Origin of the sequence: Levilactobacillus yonginensis, from assembly GCF_003946265.1 — a bacterium.
In the GTDB taxonomy this organism is placed as follows: Bacteria; Bacillota; Bacilli; order Lactobacillales; family Lactobacillaceae; genus Levilactobacillus; species Levilactobacillus yonginensis.
In genome coordinates this window covers 65,245-80,739 of the sequence record NZ_RHNO01000009.1, presented here as the reverse complement: position 1 = coordinate 80,739, position 15,495 = coordinate 65,245, and the positions used below count along the sequence as shown (strand labels likewise).

17 protein-coding genes and 1 riboswitch are annotated in these 15,495 nt (G+C 51.6%); of the genes, 8 read left to right on the top strand and 9 right to left on the bottom strand.

Going from position 1 to position 15,495, the window contains the following annotated elements; genetic code table 11:
- Nucleotides 1–152 precede the first annotated feature (152 nt).
- The 6 genes from thiE to EKM87_RS06395 form a co-directional block, all read right to left on the bottom strand.
- Nucleotides 153–806, bottom strand: a complete 654-nt coding sequence (gene thiE, locus EKM87_RS06420) for a thiamine phosphate synthase (RefSeq protein ID WP_125683030.1) — start codon at nucleotides 804–806, stop codon at nucleotides 153–155.
- Complete coding sequence (thiD, locus tag EKM87_RS06415) at nucleotides 806–1,621, bottom strand: bifunctional hydroxymethylpyrimidine kinase/phosphomethylpyrimidine kinase (protein ID WP_125683028.1); 816 nt, start codon at nucleotides 1,619–1,621, stop codon at nucleotides 806–808. The genes thiE and thiD overlap by 1 nt, the downstream gene beginning before the upstream one ends.
- A 22-nt stretch (nucleotides 1,622–1,643) precedes the next feature.
- A complete protein-coding gene (gene thiM / locus EKM87_RS06410; RefSeq protein WP_125683026.1) occupies nucleotides 1,644–2,432 on the bottom strand; it encodes a hydroxyethylthiazole kinase in 789 nt (262 codons plus the stop codon).
- A 421-nt stretch (nucleotides 2,433–2,853) separates the two neighbouring features.
- Nucleotides 2,854–2,958: riboswitch (TPP riboswitch) on the bottom strand.
- Nucleotides 2,959–3,005: 47 nt separating this feature from the next.
- A complete protein-coding gene (locus EKM87_RS06405; RefSeq protein WP_125683024.1) occupies nucleotides 3,006–3,842 on the bottom strand; it encodes an oxidoreductase in 837 nt (278 codons plus the stop codon).
- Between the two features lie 11 nt (nucleotides 3,843–3,853).
- A complete protein-coding gene (locus EKM87_RS06400) occupies nucleotides 3,854–4,621 on the bottom strand; it encodes an ABC transporter permease (protein ID WP_125683022.1) in 768 nt (255 codons plus the stop codon).
- Entirely contained in the window at nucleotides 4,618–5,271 is a 654-nt protein-coding gene (locus EKM87_RS06395) for an ABC transporter ATP-binding protein (RefSeq protein ID WP_125683020.1), read from the bottom strand. Before EKM87_RS06395 ends, EKM87_RS06400 begins: the two co-directional genes overlap by 4 nt.
- Before the next feature lie 964 nt (nucleotides 5,272–6,235).
- Between EKM87_RS06395 and rlmD the strand changes: the two genes are divergently transcribed.
- The 7 genes from rlmD (at nucleotide 6,236) to EKM87_RS06360 (ending at nucleotide 11,634) form a co-directional block, all read left to right on the top strand.
- Entirely contained in the window at nucleotides 6,236–7,789 is a 1,554-nt protein-coding gene (rlmD, locus tag EKM87_RS06390) for a 23S rRNA (uracil(1939)-C(5))-methyltransferase RlmD (RefSeq protein WP_125683018.1), read from the top strand.
- 82 nt (nucleotides 7,790–7,871) lie between these two features.
- Nucleotides 7,872–8,321 (top strand): hypothetical protein, encoded by a 450-nt coding sequence (locus EKM87_RS06385; protein WP_125683016.1) that lies wholly within the window; start codon nucleotides 7,872–7,874, stop codon nucleotides 8,319–8,321.
- Nucleotides 8,322–9,237: 916 nt separating this feature from the next.
- Nucleotides 9,238–10,095, top strand: coding sequence for a DUF368 domain-containing protein (locus tag EKM87_RS06380; RefSeq protein WP_125683014.1), 858 nt, complete (start codon nucleotides 9,238–9,240; stop codon nucleotides 10,093–10,095).
- Between the two features lie 138 nt (nucleotides 10,096–10,233).
- Nucleotides 10,234–10,425 carry a type II toxin-antitoxin system HicA family toxin gene (locus EKM87_RS06375; RefSeq protein WP_125683012.1) on the top strand — a complete coding sequence of 64 codons (192 nt, stop codon included), beginning with the start codon at nucleotides 10,234–10,236 and terminating at the stop codon, nucleotides 10,423–10,425.
- Between the two features lie 19 nt (nucleotides 10,426–10,444).
- Nucleotides 10,445–10,846, top strand: a complete 402-nt coding sequence (locus tag EKM87_RS06370; protein WP_125683010.1) for a type II toxin-antitoxin system HicB family antitoxin — start codon at nucleotides 10,445–10,447, stop codon at nucleotides 10,844–10,846.
- A 169-nt stretch (nucleotides 10,847–11,015) separates the two neighbouring features.
- The gene (locus EKM87_RS06365; RefSeq protein ID WP_125683008.1) at nucleotides 11,016–11,366 is read left to right on the top strand and encodes a type II toxin-antitoxin system RelE/ParE family toxin; all 351 of its coding nucleotides are present in this window, start codon (nucleotides 11,016–11,018) and stop codon (nucleotides 11,364–11,366) included.
- Nucleotides 11,356–11,634, top strand: a complete 279-nt coding sequence (locus EKM87_RS06360) for a helix-turn-helix transcriptional regulator (protein ID WP_125683006.1) — start codon at nucleotides 11,356–11,358, stop codon at nucleotides 11,632–11,634. Before EKM87_RS06365 ends, EKM87_RS06360 begins: the two co-directional genes overlap by 11 nt.
- Nucleotides 11,635–11,868: 234 nt before the next feature.
- Here EKM87_RS06360 and glpK read toward each other — a convergent pair whose 3' ends face one another.
- The 3 genes from glpK to EKM87_RS06345 all read right to left on the bottom strand — a co-directional run bounded on the left by glpK (nucleotide 11,869) and on the right by EKM87_RS06345 (nucleotide 14,532).
- Nucleotides 11,869–13,386, bottom strand: coding sequence for a glycerol kinase GlpK (gene glpK, locus EKM87_RS06355; RefSeq protein ID WP_125683004.1), 1,518 nt, complete (start codon nucleotides 13,384–13,386; stop codon nucleotides 11,869–11,871).
- A 135-nt stretch (nucleotides 13,387–13,521) separates the two neighbouring features.
- Complete coding sequence (locus EKM87_RS06350) at nucleotides 13,522–14,169, bottom strand: endonuclease III domain-containing protein (RefSeq protein WP_125683002.1); 648 nt, start codon at nucleotides 14,167–14,169, stop codon at nucleotides 13,522–13,524.
- 117 nt (nucleotides 14,170–14,286) lie between these two features.
- Nucleotides 14,287–14,532 carry a hypothetical protein gene (locus EKM87_RS06345; RefSeq protein ID WP_125683000.1) on the bottom strand — a complete coding sequence of 82 codons (246 nt, stop codon included), beginning with the start codon at nucleotides 14,530–14,532 and terminating at the stop codon, nucleotides 14,287–14,289.
- 160 nt (nucleotides 14,533–14,692) lie between these two features.
- Between EKM87_RS06345 and EKM87_RS06340 the strand changes: the two genes are divergently transcribed.
- Nucleotides 14,693–15,427 carry a gamma-glutamyl-gamma-aminobutyrate hydrolase family protein gene (locus EKM87_RS06340; protein ID WP_125682998.1) on the top strand — a complete coding sequence of 245 codons (735 nt, stop codon included), beginning with the start codon at nucleotides 14,693–14,695 and terminating at the stop codon, nucleotides 15,425–15,427.
- Nucleotides 15,428–15,495: the final 68 nt, after the last annotated feature.

Below are 15,495 nucleotides of genomic sequence, written 5' to 3'. Positions count from 1 at the left end.
TTTTTTAATGCGTTACATAGGAGTCAGCTAGCCGGCCAAAACATTCAGGGGTAACATGATAATTGTGGCCAATGCATTAATAGTGTAAAAATGCTCAAACAGCGCAGTGAACTGGGATAATCTCCCCGTCACTGCGCTGTTTTTACTGATATTTAATTGTGAAATGCGTGGCGCATCGCGGCCACATCGCTGGCTGGCGACGTGCTCCGGGTCAGCAACGTGATGACCGCCACACCGGCCGCACCGGTGGCGGCAACGGCATCTAATGACTCAACCGTAATCCCGCCAATAGCCACGATCGGCACGTTCGCCTGAGTCACCAACTGCTGTAGCCCAGCCACCCCAATGACCGGATCAGCGTCGTCCTTAGATGTGGTTGGGAAAATCGGACCACTTCCTAAGTAATCCACACCGGTCAACTGGTTCGCCGCAGCCACTTCAGCCGCCGTCGAACAAGATAAGCCCACGAACATATTTTGCCCGGCGACCTCCTGAATCACCTGCTGAATCTTCTGGTCACTCTGACCAACGTGAATTCCGTCGGCATGCAAGGCTAGCGCCATGTCCACGTCATCGTCCACAATAAATGGCACGCTGGCCGCATGACACTGGTCGCGCAACTCCTTTCCCAACGCTAACCGTTGGTCGGGGGTCAATTGACTGTTGCCCTTATCACGGTACTGAAAAGCCGTGATACCGGCAGTTAACATGGTGGCTAAGACTTCCCGTAAGTCCTGACCGGGAACGTCCTGACTACCGGCGACAAAGTAAGCCCGCAACAGGCCTGGTTCAAACGTAACTGACATTATTCGGCACCTCCCTGGCTATAAGCCCAATGATTCAATGGGCCGTGGCCGTTACCAACGGCAATTGGATTGGCGATTGCCGCCGTGACATAATCCTTACCAATACGAATGGCCGATTCAAAGTCTTGGCCCTTCGCCAACTCAGCCGTGATACACGACGACAGCGTGTCGCCAGTCCCGTGCGTCCGGACCGTGGCCACTCGAGGCGCCGTCAGCCAAAATGACCGACCATCTGCCAGCAAGACAAAGTCACTGGCCTGGTCTGGTGTCGCTTCGTGGCCACCTTTGATGACCACGTTTTTTGCGCCCATATTTTGCAGCGCAACCGCCGCATCTTCCATGGCAGCGTTGTCTGCAATAGATTTTCCAGTCAGGCGTTCCGCTTCCGGCAAGTTGGGCGTTAACACGTCCGCCAGCGGCAACAGTTCATCACGCACCGTCGCCACAGCATCGTCGGCCAGTAACGCCGCACCACCTTTAGCAATCATCACGGGATCGACCGTCAAAGGTCCGAAGTCATAGCGTTTCAAATTTTCCACAACGCCGTGCACGTGCTCGGCGTCCGCTAACATCCCCGTCTTGCAGGCGCGGATCTTCAAATCGGCCGCCAGCGAAGCGAACTGTTCGTCCACCAGCTTCTGCGGTAACGCCATGAAGTCCTGGACCCCCAGCGTATTCTGCGCGGTCACGGCAACGATCACAGCGGTACCGAAGACTTGACGCTCCTGCATCGTCTTCAGGTCGGCCATCACGCCGGCCCCACCACCACTGTCGGTCCCCGCGATCGTTAACGTTTGTGGAAATTCATTTGCCATATTAACTCATCCCTTCTGATTCTTACTCGTAGGTCGCAATTGCCTCAATATCTGCGACCGTAGTGCTTTGTAAAGCATCTAATAATTTCACGATAAAACTCCCAGCACCCACGTCCGGCGACTGCTTGACCACTAATTGGCCAATCGCCGCAAAGACCAGGCAAGCCGTCTGGGCTGCTTCAAAACTGTCTTCTTCAATGGCACAGAATGCCGCCACAATACTGGATAGCATGTCGCCAGAACCCACGTGGACCTGGAACAGCGGTGTGCCGTTCAAGACCTTCGTTGTGCGAGTCCCGTCGGTAATGATGTCGGTCGGCCCGGATAAAATGACCACGCAGCCCTGCTTCTTAGCACAGGCCTGCGCAATGGTCACCAGGTCCCCGCTACCTTCACCGGCATCGATGCCCTTCGCCTGCCAATCAACGTCGGCCAACGCCGCAATTTCACCGGCATTACCGCGAATGACATCCGGGTGAAAGTCGGCCAACAGGCCCGTGGTGATGCGTTTCCGGTAATGAACGGCCCCCACCGCTACCGGATCGACCACCAACGGCCGCTTCTGTTGGTTCGCCAAGCGCCCAACCGTCCGAATCTGTTCGACCTGGGTCTGCGTAAACGCCCCCAGGTTCAAGCAAACGGCACTGGCTAAGCCAACCATTTCCTCGGCCTCACCCACTTCTTCAGACATGATTGGTGACGCGCCCAACGCGTTGATACCGTTAGCCACGTCCTGAACTGTGACGAAGTTGGAGATGTTAAAAACGATTGGATTCTGCTTCCGAAGCTCATTCAACAAGTCTACTTTCATAATGGTGAATCCCCCTATAGATTTTTCCAGAGTGAACCGGCCACGGTGAGACTGCGGCGGACATGTAGGCTGCGCCTGCCTAATTACAGTTAAATGGACATGTCGGCGATGGTCACAGTAGTCCGACCCACACCACACACCAGTGCTGGCGACGTTTTGCTTCAAACGCAACCGTAGCCGGAGGCTGGCAGGGCGGGTGACTGCTGTGTCGACGGTGTTACTTGGTGGTTTACCAAGTTACAGCGTGGGACGAGCTGGGAGACCCGCGGTTTAGGCGGGGCTGCCAGTCGAGGAAAAAGACCGCTCTTCGGCTTTTTCCGGTCCCCACAGCGGTCGCCCGCCCTGCCAGCTGGAGGCGAAGGCATCCAACCTAAAGACAAAGCGGGTCGCCAGCTCACGCGTGTGAACCGGCGGCCCGCTGTTCGGTGCCACGACACGTTCCCTCCGCAAGTCTGAACTTGACAGGTTCTAAGGGATCGCGGTCACCCGCGTCTCAGCCCAATCGTGGACACCCCTAGTGTTCTGGTTAATTTAAGTATAACAGGTTTCTGGTCAACGGCAACGACACTCGGGTTAATGGGTAATCCGTTGTGCCGCTTCACCAACCACCCGCCACATCCGGTCGATCATCTTATCGGACATAAATGGTTTCAAGTAGAGTAACTGACTACCAGAACCCGCATGGTAACGGGTCTTCGGCCGCCGAGACAACGCTGCTCTGTCGGCCAACCGAGCGATGACCTGCGGCTTGCTAGAGAACTGTTTGACCGCCGCCAGAATCGCCGTTGCGCGGTCCGCCGTTGGTTGGTACGGGCCTTTAGCAGAGGTCTCTTGCAAATGTTTCGTGGCAATGTCTGCCCACTCGGAGCGAATGGCCCCGGGTTCGATGACGACAGTCTGGATACCCAGTGGTTCCAGCTCCAAGCGTAATGCGTCAGAGAGGCCTTCTAAGGCAAACTTAGAGGCGACGTACCAACTAGCCAGTGGTTGGGCTATTTTGCCGTCTACCGAGGTAATATTGATGATCCGACCAGCATGTTGTTGGCGCATCATCGGCAACACCGACTGAATCAACCGGGCCGCCCCAAATAAGTTCACATCGAACTGATCTTGTGCCTGTTCCAGGGGCACGTCTTCTAACGCCCCCATCAGGCCGTAACCAGCGTTGTTGACCAGGATATCCACCCGACCAGTCTCACTGACAATGCGGTCGACAACGTGTTCCACGCTGGCGGCGTCCGTGACGTCTAATGGCAACGTGATGATGCCCAGGTCGTCTAAATCATTCATGCGACTGACCCGCCGCGCCCCGGCGTAGACGATGACCCCGTTGCGGTGCAGGCTCCGAGCAATGGCGTTGCCGATTCCGGACGACGCACCAGTGACTAATGCAACTTTTCGTTGTGACATATGATTACCTCCTAATTTGACGGAATGACCAACTGTTTACGTTTATTATAGAACCCGCGGTACGCTAAGTAACAGGCCAAAACTGACCCAATACTGGTGGCCGACATCAACATGAACACCACCATGATTTGATATTTGATGGCGTGCACCGGATCGACCCCAGCGAAAATCAACCCGGACATCATCCCCGGCAGACTCACGATCCCCATGGTCTTGGCGGAATCAATCGTCGGCTGCATCCCGGTCTTAATGGAATCCCGGACGATGTCACGCGAGGCATCCTTCAGATTGGCGCCCAACGCCAATTTTTCCGTGACTGCCTGACGCTCCAAGCGGAACTGGGAATTGAGGTTACGGTAACACAGGCCAATGGCGACCATTGAGTTTGACGCAATCATCCCCGAAATGGGAATCATCTGCGACGGAATAAATTTGATGGCGCCGGACCACATCAGTACCCCCAACGTCACGGCCGTACTGGCCAGAATAGCGCCAATGGAAATTGGCAACGCGTGCGGAATCCCGTTACTACGCTGTTTAGCGTTATAGCTGGCATTAAAAATGATGATTAGAATCAGCGTACTGGTCAGCCAAACGTTATCGACTTTGAAGACGTACTTCAATAGATATCCAACGATAAACAGCTGGATGATGGCCCGCACCACACCAATGATCATGTCCCGGTCGATGCCTAACTTTTCTTTCCAACCGATGATAAGGGCAATGACCACCAGACCCAGTGCCAGCATCAACGACTGATTATTGACTGCTAAATTCATTGGGCACCTCCCGCCACGATGCGGCCGTTCTCGACCATCACCAACCGTTGCGCGTCGTCGATTTCCGACTGATCGTGGGTGATGGCAATGATCGTCAATTTATCTTCCTGATTAAAGTGCCGAATCATCTGCCAGACAAACGACTTATTTTCTGCGTCCAGCCCAGCCGTCACTTCATCCAAGATCAAGACTTCTGGATAGATCATGACATTACGCAGGAGCGCGACCCGTTGCCGCTGACCACCGGAAAGGTCGATCACCGGTTTATCCAGGTCACTGGCCGCTAAGCCAACGTATTCTAGGGCATCAATGGCCCGCTGCTGATCAAACGGCAACTGACGAATCTGGTACGGAAAGCTCAAATTATCCCGCACCGTTTGCCCAAACAAAGTTGGTTGCTGCACGCTGTAGGAAACGCGCCGCCGATACGCAATCGGGTCGTAGCTTTCAATGGGCTGACCGTCAAACGTCAGCTCCCCCGCGGTCTTGCTTAAAAGTGAGGCAATGATTCGCACCAAAGTTGACTTACCCCCGCCGGATGGACCGGCGATGGTGACCCACTCCTGTGCCTCGATGTCGAGGTCGATGCCGTTCAAAATCTGTTCGTCGCCCGAACGGTAGCTGACCCCTTTCAATGAAATCAAACTCAATTATGTTGCCTCCTCTGATTTTTCCCTGATTACTTTGGTTCAGTCTGGTTTAGTTGGCCGCCTCCGGCCGCCAGGGGTGGTACCCGCTGTGGGGACCGCCTGCGGCCTGAGGTGCGGTCCTCCGGCTCGACTTGAAATCGCGCCAAGCCCGCGCGTTTCCAAGCTCGTCCCGTGCTCTAACCTCGGAAAATTCACCGAGCTAAGACCACCGACACAGCCGCCACCACCCCTGTCGCCCTCCGGCTACGTAAGTGAATCGTGGCAGCAGTGGCGAAAATTCATGGACAACTTATCCCTCTCTATGTAGTCACAAAAGTCACACCAACCAAGGCCATTTAACCCACCACGCCAATCGTTTGGGAACCAAGCTGGTGGATGGTCAGTATCAGCCGAGAGGTCGCAGCAGATGGGCTCAGGCGCCTCGTTATTCTTAGTGCCAGCGATTTTCTGGCAGTTAGAATAAGACCAAGTTTTAAGACTCACGGGTTTGGTGAGGCTTAAAATTGTGTCGGCACCGTTCCAGCCCATCTGTTGCGACCGGCAAGGCGCCAATCACCACATCAAACGTTTGGAACCCAAGCTAGTATGTGGTCAGTGTCAGCCGAGAGGTCGGTAGATATGGGCTCAGGCGCCTCGTTATTCTTAGCTAGCGGATGGGGTTTCCACTGGCTTAGAATAAGGCCAAGCTTGGAGACTCGTGGGTTGCGAGGCTTCAAGTTGTGCCCGCACCGTTCCAGCCCATATCTACCGACCGGTAAGGCGTCATTGAACACGCAACCACACAATTAGCTAGATACCAATATTGTACCTAAATCGACGGGGCTTGCCTATGGAAACGGCTCCATTTTTAGGAAAAACGCCCTAACCCCCAGGAAGCGGCAAAGTTTGTTATACTATTCAAGACCGTAACTGTTCGGTAGCAATTGAAGACACTTAACTAATGCGTTATAAAATAGGAGAAAATATGGCAAACTTTGATTCACGGAATCACCGCGGCACCTACAGTGACCGCAACGACCGGCACGACCACAGCGACCGGCGGAACCACTTTGACCGTAATGACCGAGGCCACAACGGCTTTCGGCGTAATGACAACCAACACGACCGCGGGTTTAATGACCGCCAACGGGAAGCCCGGGAAAACCCAGGCGTTCAGGTTGAAGTTGGCCAACGGTTCCCACTGACCATCAAACGAATGGGCATCAACGGTGAGGGTATCGGCTACTACAAGCGGATGGCCGTTTTTGTTCCCGGCGCCCTGACCGACGAAGAAGCCGTGGTTGAAGTCACCAGCGTGGCGACCCGCTTCCTCCGGGCTAAAGTTCACCGCATCCGTAAGGCAAGTCCTCACCGGGTCGATCCCCGCGACAGCTATGCCGACGAAGTGGGTGGCTTTGAGCTGGAACACTTAGACTACCCAGAACAATTGAAATTTAAACGCGATATCGTGGCGCAATCCCTGGAACGCTATCAACCAGAGGGTTACCGTCACTATGATCTCCGGCCAACGCTGGGGATGGCTGACCCTTATGGTTACCGAAATAAGGCTCAGTTCCAAGTCCGCCGCAACGCCGAGGGCCAGATTGAAGCTGGTTTATACGCCGAACGCAGCCACGACTTGGTTGATTTAGCCACCTGCTCCGTCCAAATGCCCGCCACCATGACGGTTATGCGGGCCGTCGTGGGCATGTTACAGGACTTGGACATGCCAATCTACGATGAAGAAGCCGGTTCCGGGATCGTTAAAACATTGGTCGTCCGGGCCGCTGCTAACACTGATGACGTACAACTCGTCTTCATCACTAACTCGCAAAAACTTCCCCGCAAGCGAGAATTGCTGGAACGCATTGCGAAGGAATTACCACAGGTGACCTCCGTTATGCAAAACGTCAATCCTGGCAAGACGTCACTGGTCTGGGGCGACGACACCCGCCATTTAGCTGGCGAAGAAACCATTACCGAAAAGCTCGACGGACTGGCCTTCAAATTATCCGCCCGAGCCTTTCTCCAACTAAACCCTTCCCAAATGGAAGTTCTGTATGCCGAAGCCAAGAAGGCCCTCAACCTCCAACCGGGTGAATCCGTGGTCGATGCCTACTCCGGTATTGGTACGATTGGACTGACTCTGGCCGACGTGGCCGAAGAAGTTCGGGGGATGGATGTCATCCCCGAAGCCGTAGAGGACGCTAACGAAAACGCTGCGGCCAACGGCATTACCAACGCCCACTATGAAGTTGGGACCGCTGAGGAACTCCTACCAAAATGGGTCATGACCGGTTTTCGGCCGGATGCCATCGTGGCGGATCCACCACGCACCGGCTTGGACGGTACGCTGATCGATACAATTCTCGGTGTACGGCCAGATAAGCTCGTTTACATTTCCTGCAACCCATCGACATTGGCTAAGGACTTGGTTGAATTGACTCACGATTATCAGGTCGATTACATCCAATCCGTGGACATGATGCCCCAGACGGCGCGGTGCGAAGCAGTGGTCAAACTAAGTCGGCGTCAATAGATTAATAGGCAGTGGCCACTTTTCGTGTTAGACTTTTATTTAACGAATTAGGAACGAAATTTTTAGAAAGTTGGCAAATGACATGCAAGATCCTTTCAAGGGCTTAAACAACGATGATGATGATCAAAATAACCAAAATGGTGACGGCCCTCAAGGATTCCCCTTGCCGCCCAACTACGCGACAGTCGTCAATCCTGAAACGGGCAACATGCGAATCGCCAAGGTTGGCTTCTCGTGGACAATGTTTCTCTTCCCACCGTTCCCAACGATTTTCCGGGCCGACTGGTACAACCTCCTGTGTATCCTAGGGGTTGAACTGGGGGCAGCGATGCTCATGGTGATGTACATTCCGGCAACGCAACTAGCTCAGTTCACCGCGACGGTATGGCCATTTATCCAAGGAATCGTTTGGGGAACGTTGTACAACATGATGTACTTCAAACACTTGTTTAATAAGGGCTTCGTCCCAGCAGATGAACGGTCACGGGACCTTTTGGCCCGGGCACACTACTGGTCCACGCCCAAAGAATAATTTCGTAAAATAAAAGGCTGATGCACACACATTTTGTGTGGGCACCAGCCTTTTTTCGTTCGGTAACGCATGGCGTAAATTCAAAAACCAGGGTAAATAAAAATCGTCCTCTAAACTTTGACATACGGAGAGACGATTTTTTGTTTACTTCAACTGTCAGCCGTCTTTAACGGCATCTACATTGGCGCAGGCAGTCAGATGCCTGCGCCTTTGTTGGTGCCAGTATACCACCGATTCACCCAGAGCCCTTCACACACCCCTTCATATAATCCCATCAATATTAATTTAGCTAAATACTGATACGGAGGCGTTTGTCATCGTAAAACCCTTCAGACCTGTTACACTGAATCTCGTAGAGGGTTAATGACGGTTGGCAAATTTAATTATAAGGGACTGGTGCCCATGACTTGAATAGTCAAGGCGTTTCACCATACCGCATGAAAGGAGGTTGTCTTGTCTTGGTTCGCTGTTACCTTACTTGATACGCTAATGACCTTAATTTTACTAGTCTCGCTTTGTACCTTACTGGTACGCCGCGTGACGAAGTTGATCAAGGCCTTGGGTGGATTGCGTAACGCATGGCGTAAATTCAAAAACCAGGGTAAATAAAAATCGTCCTCTAAACTTTGACAAGCGAAAGAGACGATTTTTGTTTGCTTTCAACTGTCAGCCGTCTTTAACGGCATCTACATTGGCGCAGGCAGTGAGATGCCTGCGCCTTTGTTGGTGCCAGTATACCACAGGTACCGTTAATTCTGGTAAAAATGACTTGATCACTTCCTATCATTCTGGTTAAGTTGTCTTACCAATTGCCAAAATTCTTAAAGAATCCTGTATTTACAGGCCGACTGATTGTTCCGACTCACCAATTCTGGTATCTTAGGGAAAACACGCCGAACCATTTAAGGAGAATCTTATGCAAACGACTCGACGCGATAGCCCACTGAAGCGCTTTTTTAAAGGCGTCATCATTGCTTTGGGCTTCATTTTACCCGGTGTTTCTGGCGGTGTCTTAGCCGCCATTCTAGGAATTTACGAACGCCTGCTGGGCTTCATGGCGCATTTTAGAGAAAATTTCAAACGTGATTTTTGGTATTTTGTGCCCGTTGGCCTAGGCGGGATCGTGGGTATCGCCCTGCTTTCGGCTCCGCTAGAATACTTGCTGGCACACTGGCAGGTCATCGTCCTCTGGGGATTTGCCGGCGCCATCGTGGGAACGTTACCGGCCCTGACGCAAACGGCCAGTTCTCAGACGGCTCGTGATGGGGCCGACTACGCCTGGTTCTGGGGAACCCTGCTGATTAGCGGCGGACTCCTCTACTTTATGAGTGACCTCTTCGGCACCCTTCCCGCTAATTTTTGGGGATTCATGATTGCGGGCGCTTTGATTGCCCTGGGGGTACTCGTGCCGGGGCTCAGCCCGTCCAACTTATTACTGATTCTGGGACTCTTTACGCCAATGCTCACTGGATTTAAAAACTTCGATATCCTAGGCGTCTACTTGCCCATTGCCTTGGGAGGAATCCTGGCCATGGCCCTCTTCTCTAAGAGCATGGACTACTTGATTCACCGGTTTCATTCGCGGGTATACCATTTCATTCTGGGAATTGTCACCGCCAGTACCGTCTTAATCTTGGTACCTAATAGTCACGCTGCTGAAAGTATTTCGTACGCTGGCACCACTTGGCAAACGCTACTTCTCAGCGCTATCGCTTTAATGGTCGGCACTGCCTTAGGCTACTGGATGAGTCAGCTGGAAGAAAAATATAAATAAATCAACGACTCCGCAAAAAAAACAACCCCTTTTTGCGGAGTTTATTTAGTATCAGGGCAAGTATCATTCTACGCATATTATACGTATTTGAATAGCACGTACAATGCGCGTATAATCCAAGCCAGCAGGAGCGATTCAGTGAAGATAACTGCTAAACAAGTCATTGACCGATTGTACCAAGAAGGCTATCAAGAAACCCACGTTCGTGGCGACCACCATCGTTTCACCGATAAATATGGGCACAAAGTCTCTGTCCCCTATACACACCTTAAGGATGTCATTTTTCCAACGACCTATCGTTATATCAAACAACAAGCTGACTGGCACTAGTCTCTCTAGGAGGTCCCTCATGAAAAAACAACGCTTAGTCGTTTATCCCGCCATTTTGATTCCCGATGAACATAATTCAACCGCCTATACCGTCACATTTCCCGATGTTCCCAGCGCCATCACACAAGGTATCGGCTTGGCCCCCGCTTTAAAACGGGCAGAGGAAGTCCTTGGACTCATGCTTTACGATGAATCTGATCTACCCGAGCCAACGCCACTCCAACAGGTCACAGTCACCGAACCCCACGGCTTTGCCACCTTGGTCGTGACCGACCTAGAGGAAACTAAACGACGGGTATCCAAGACTACCGTCAAGAAAAATACCACCATTCCGGCCAACCTGGCGGCGCTGGCTGAGGAACAACATCTCAATTTCAGTGCATTACTGACTAACGCTTTGAAGAAAGAACTTGACCGCTAAGATGATCATTAAAAAATAGTCATGCAATCCAAATATATTTACTAGCTCCGCAAAAACATAAACAGTTTTTGCGGAGCTATTTAGTATAGCCCTAAAAAATAGAGTCACTGCTATCAATACTAAGTAGTTGCTAGTTGATAGCAAGTTGGCTATCATCAGGTGAAGTTACGTGATTTTTGATTACTATGATTGGCACGAATTTTCAAGATTTTTAGATGCACTACCTAATCAAGACGCTGCTAAACTAACCGAATTGATTTTAAAAATTGAAACGTACGGTTTATACACTGCTGAACGTCAGAGATGGACTCGCAAGCTCGCCGATAATTTATTCGAGATACGTTCACGTCAACGAAATAATACCCAACGCGTGATTTATTTTCACCTTGAAGGAAATCGTTACGTCATTACCCATGGATTCACTAAAAAATCAGTAAAGACGCCCCGGAACGAGATTGCTAAGGGACAATACCGAAAACAACTCACTTTTAATAAAAGGAGACCACCCCATGACCAGTAAAATTGATACCTATATCCAGCAACGTAGCGCCGATGATCCTGAATTTGCCGTACTAGCAAAACAGGTTGGTTTTAATCTAGATGCCGCCGTAGCTGTCCGAAAGTTACGCAACCAAAAGCAGCTTACCCAACGAGAATTTGCTGAACTCGTCGGCAAGCCCCAATCCACCATTGCCCGCATTGAAACGGGACAGATGAATGTTTCCGTTAAACTGCTCAGTGAAATTGCCTTAGCTGCCGGAAAAAAACTTTCTATTCAATTTGTTTAACTAAATTATCAATAATAACCGCCAGCACCAAAAAGGGTCAAGAACAAAAGTCCTTGACCCTGATTGCGGTCCAAACATATATAGCCGAAACGTGCGACCAAAGGCAGTCAACTCCGCTTAACCCCGATAGACCAACAATCCAGGACCGGGATTATTCGCCTATCGACGTTAATGCTCATTGACTAACCGCTTTTGGTCCCACTCTTCTAGTTTTAACTTCTAACGCAAAGTTTCTTAGTCTTGATCCGGTTTAAATGCCCGGGTAGCGGCAACAGCCTGTTGCCAACCAGCGTACAACCGATTCCGGTGGTCTTCTTCCATGTTCGGGGTGAAGAGCCGACCGGCCGTCCGAATCTCTTTGACTTCATCCAGGCTATCCCAGAAGCCGACGGCCAGGCCCGCCGCAATGGCAGCCCCCATCGCCGTGGTTTCTTCATCGGCGGCTCGTTGAACGGGCGTGTTGATGATGTCCGCCTGGAACTGCATCAGATAGCGGTTCCGTGAGGCCCCACCATCGGCCATCAACTCGGAAATTTGAATCCCAGTATCCTGCTTCATCGTCCGCAAGACATCCCGGGTTTGATAGGCAATTGACTGCAGCGTCGCTTTTACAAAGTCTTCCCGGTTAGTTCCCCGTGTCAGACCAAAGACGGCCCCTTTAGCATCGGGATCCCAGTAAGGTGCACCCAATCCGTTAAAGGAAGGTACCACGTAAACTTCATCGTCATCCGTAGAAGCCATAGCAGCCTGCCGAGACTCTGGTACACTACTGATAATTTGCATACTTTCGTGTAGCCAAGCCAGCGCCGTCCCGGCTACCAGAATTGACCCTTCAAGCGCATAGGTCACTTTGCCATCTAACTTATAGGCAATCGTCGTCAACAGATTATGCTCGGACAGTTGCGGCTCGTGACCGGTATTCATCATGACGAAGGCCCCATCCCCGTAAGTGTTCTTCACGGTGCCGGGTTCCAAGGCCAATTGGCCCAACAATGCGGCTGATTGGTCACCGATAATCCCAGCAATTGGGACTTCCACGCCATAGAATTGGAAGTTCTGGGTAACCCCGTAGACTTCAGAACTGGACTTCACTTCGGGCAGCATGGCTGCTGGAATATTCAACCAGTTTAGAATGTCTTGGTCCCATTGGAGGTCATGAATGTTAAACAACATGGTCCGACTGGCGTTACTGTAATCAGTCACGTGAATCTTACCGCCTGATAATTTCCAGGCCAGCCAACTGTCGACCGTCCCGAATAACAGTTCACCATCTTCAGCCCGCTTCTGAGCACCCGGGACGTGATCTAAAATCCACCGCACCTTGGTAGCACTGAAGTAAGCGTCCACGACCAACCCGGTCTTTTGCTTAATGGCTTCGGCCCGGCCCTCGGCCACTAGCTGTTTCGCGAGACTAGACGTCTGCTTACTTTGCCAGCCAATGGCGTGATAGATGGGTTCACCGGTCACTTTATCCCAAACGATCGTCGTTTCCCGTTGACTACTGATACCGATGGCCTGGATGTTTTCTGGATGGATCGACGCATCGATCAATGCACTGGCAATGACTGACAGGACACTGTTCCAGATTTCATTCGCATCGGATTCGACCCAGCCCGCATGGGGATAATATTGGGGAACTTCCTTGTATCCTTCGATCACCTTGCGACCCGTGTGGTCAAAGATGAGCGCCCGGGTGCTACTCGTACCTTGGTCGATTGCCAACAGATAGTTCTCCGGTTGTTTGAGTGCCATATGTAAATCTCCCTCCAAGTCTTTGCTTCACGAACGGAAGCGGTTCCAAACTCAATGCACTTATCATAGCACGCCCGTTGATGTTGCGGCCAGAATTTGTTTCGCCCCACCGGTGGTTTGTGAATTTCTTAAGGTTTACAGCGTCAGTCGCTGCCCGGCCAAAAAGGATTGGGCAAAGTCTTCATCAGACTTCACTTGCTTCCCAAACTCGTCGATCAATGCGTGAAATTCTTGGTAGTCGGCTAATTCCAGTGAGAAGCGGGCCAAGACCTGTTTCTGAAACGCCGGATAAGTCTTCGGCATAGTCGCCCCTAACCACGCAAATAACCGGCGCGCATAGGTGTCGACCATGAACGTCCCGTGATCTAGGGTGTACATCAAAATGTAATCGGCCGTTTCGTTGCCGATCCCTGTGATTCCCAACAGGTCTTGCCGTAAACTGGCCCCATCCCGCTGTTTGAGAGCGCCCAGGTCATCATCAGACTGGCCGAGCCAATTAGCCAAGGCCAAAATAGCGGCCCCCTTCCGCTGGTAGAAGCCACTGCTTTTGATCAGTGACACCAACGTCTCGGGCGTGAGTTGGCGAAGTTGGGCGGGGTCGAAAGCCGTTTCCCGTTTCAAGTTGATCAGGGATGGCTCAACGTTGCGCCAGTTAGTATTTTGTACCAAAATGGCGCCCAGTATGATTTCTACCGGGGTTTCGGCCCACGGCGTTCCCGGCTTGAGCCACGGTTGCGGCCCCATTTTCTGCGCCATTGTGCGGTACAATTCTTCAATCGTCATTCCGACAGCCCTCCTAAAATTAAGGTCACAAAAAGGAGTTGAGCAGACGGCTCAACCCCTATGATCCGTGTGCCAGTAGAAAAAATCCTACCGAGTCCACGCTTGTTGCTTGTTGAACTAGTTACGCTTGATTACCAACCGAATATCGGCGTCACCTTCAGGGTTCAATTCTTCTTGATAATCAAAGTCAGCACTCTGGAAGTATTTCTTGATTTCGTTGTTCAGTTCGTCGACCGAGCGTACATCTTGTTCCTGCCGCTTCAACAAAAGCGTGTATTCTTTAGAATCCTCATCGACGTTTTCAAAGCTGTATTCCAACGCTTCGGAATTCAAAATTTCTTGAATCACTTGCCGTTCTGTCATCATGTCTACCTCGCTTAAATTTATTAGTCTACTACCTTACTATAGAATTAAATCCGTAATTTGTTAACTATTTCATCATATCTATTTTCGCGGCCTCGTGACAAATGACCGTGGGAGTGGGTATACTAGTCGATAAATGACGCTGAAAGGAAGCGACGCTATGCGCCCACGAATTGCTTTACCCGCCGATACACTCGACGAAGCAACCAACATTATTAACGAACGAAACGCGGCTTTCGCGCCCCGTCCTGTAATCGAAGCCATCGTGAAAGCAGGAGGGCTCCCCATCATTTTACCGAGCGTGGACCCCGAAGACGTTGCCGACTACCTGCCCCTCTTTGACGGTGTAGCCTTCCTCGGCGGCTTTGACGTCGATCCCACTTTCTTTGATCAGGAACCTCACCTGCGTTTGGGCAAGACTTACCGGAAGCGTGACCTCTTTGAAATTGAATTACTTAAGCAAGCGGTCGCTGCCAATAAGGCCATCCTAGGTATCTGCCGGGGCCTCCAACTGATCAACGTCGGCTTAGGCGGCACCTTGTATCAAGACCTCAGTGAAGACCCAACTGCTGAAATCAAGCACAGTCAGGCCGCTGCGGGCAATCAACCCAGCCACCACATCACCGTTGTGCCCGGCAGTACACTGGCCAAGCTAACCGGTGTCCGGCCCTACGTGAACTCCCGACACCACCAGGCCGTTAACCAAGTGGCACCATCGCTGACGATTACGGCCCAGGCGGACGACCAGGTCATTGAAGCCTTGGAATCCAAAGACAGTGACCAAATCGTTGCCGTGCAGTGGCACCCTGAAAACATGTACAAGCACCACGAAGAGTCCCGACAGATTTTTGAGAATTTGGTGAACCGAGCCGCCGCTCGGACCCCGGAAGTGTAAAATTAACGTAAAGGCCTTTTACTTCCCTCGTCATTCGGCTAAACTAGAAACTAGACTAATGAAGAGGT

Excerpts from the sequence above, each read along its gene's own strand:
- thiE (WP_125683030.1), bottom strand. The coding sequence starts at position 806 with ATGTCAGTTACGTTTGAACCAGGCCTGTTGCGGGCTTACTTTGTCGCC.
- thiD (WP_125683028.1), bottom strand. The coding sequence starts at position 1,621 with ATGGCAAATGAATTTCCACAAACGTTAACGATCGCGGGGACCGACAGT.
- thiM (WP_125683026.1), bottom strand. The coding sequence starts at position 2,432 with ATGAAAGTAGACTTGTTGAATGAGCTTCGGAAGCAGAATCCAATCGTT.
- EKM87_RS06405 (WP_125683024.1), bottom strand. The coding sequence starts at position 3,842 with ATGTCACAACGAAAAGTTGCATTAGTCACTGGTGCGTCGTCCGGAATC.
- EKM87_RS06400 (WP_125683022.1), bottom strand. The coding sequence starts at position 4,621 with ATGAATTTAGCAGTCAATAATCAGTCGTTGATGCTGGCACTGGGTCTG.
- rlmD (WP_125683018.1), top strand. The coding sequence starts at position 6,236 with ATGGCAAACTTTGATTCACGGAATCACCGCGGCACCTACAGTGACCGC.
- EKM87_RS06385 (WP_125683016.1), top strand. The coding sequence starts at position 7,872 with ATGCAAGATCCTTTCAAGGGCTTAAACAACGATGATGATGATCAAAAT.
- EKM87_RS06380 (WP_125683014.1), top strand. The coding sequence starts at position 9,238 with ATGCAAACGACTCGACGCGATAGCCCACTGAAGCGCTTTTTTAAAGGC.
- EKM87_RS06370 (WP_125683010.1), top strand. The coding sequence starts at position 10,445 with ATGAAAAAACAACGCTTAGTCGTTTATCCCGCCATTTTGATTCCCGAT.
- EKM87_RS06360 (WP_125683006.1), top strand. The coding sequence starts at position 11,356 with ATGACCAGTAAAATTGATACCTATATCCAGCAACGTAGCGCCGATGAT.
- glpK (WP_125683004.1), bottom strand. The coding sequence starts at position 13,386 with ATGGCACTCAAACAACCGGAGAACTATCTGTTGGCAATCGACCAAGGT.
- EKM87_RS06350 (WP_125683002.1), bottom strand. The coding sequence starts at position 14,169 with ATGACGATTGAAGAATTGTACCGCACAATGGCGCAGAAAATGGGGCCG.
- EKM87_RS06345 (WP_125683000.1), bottom strand. The coding sequence starts at position 14,532 with ATGACAGAACGGCAAGTGATTCAAGAAATTTTGAATTCCGAAGCGTTG.
- EKM87_RS06340 (WP_125682998.1), top strand. The coding sequence starts at position 14,693 with ATGCGCCCACGAATTGCTTTACCCGCCGATACACTCGACGAAGCAACC.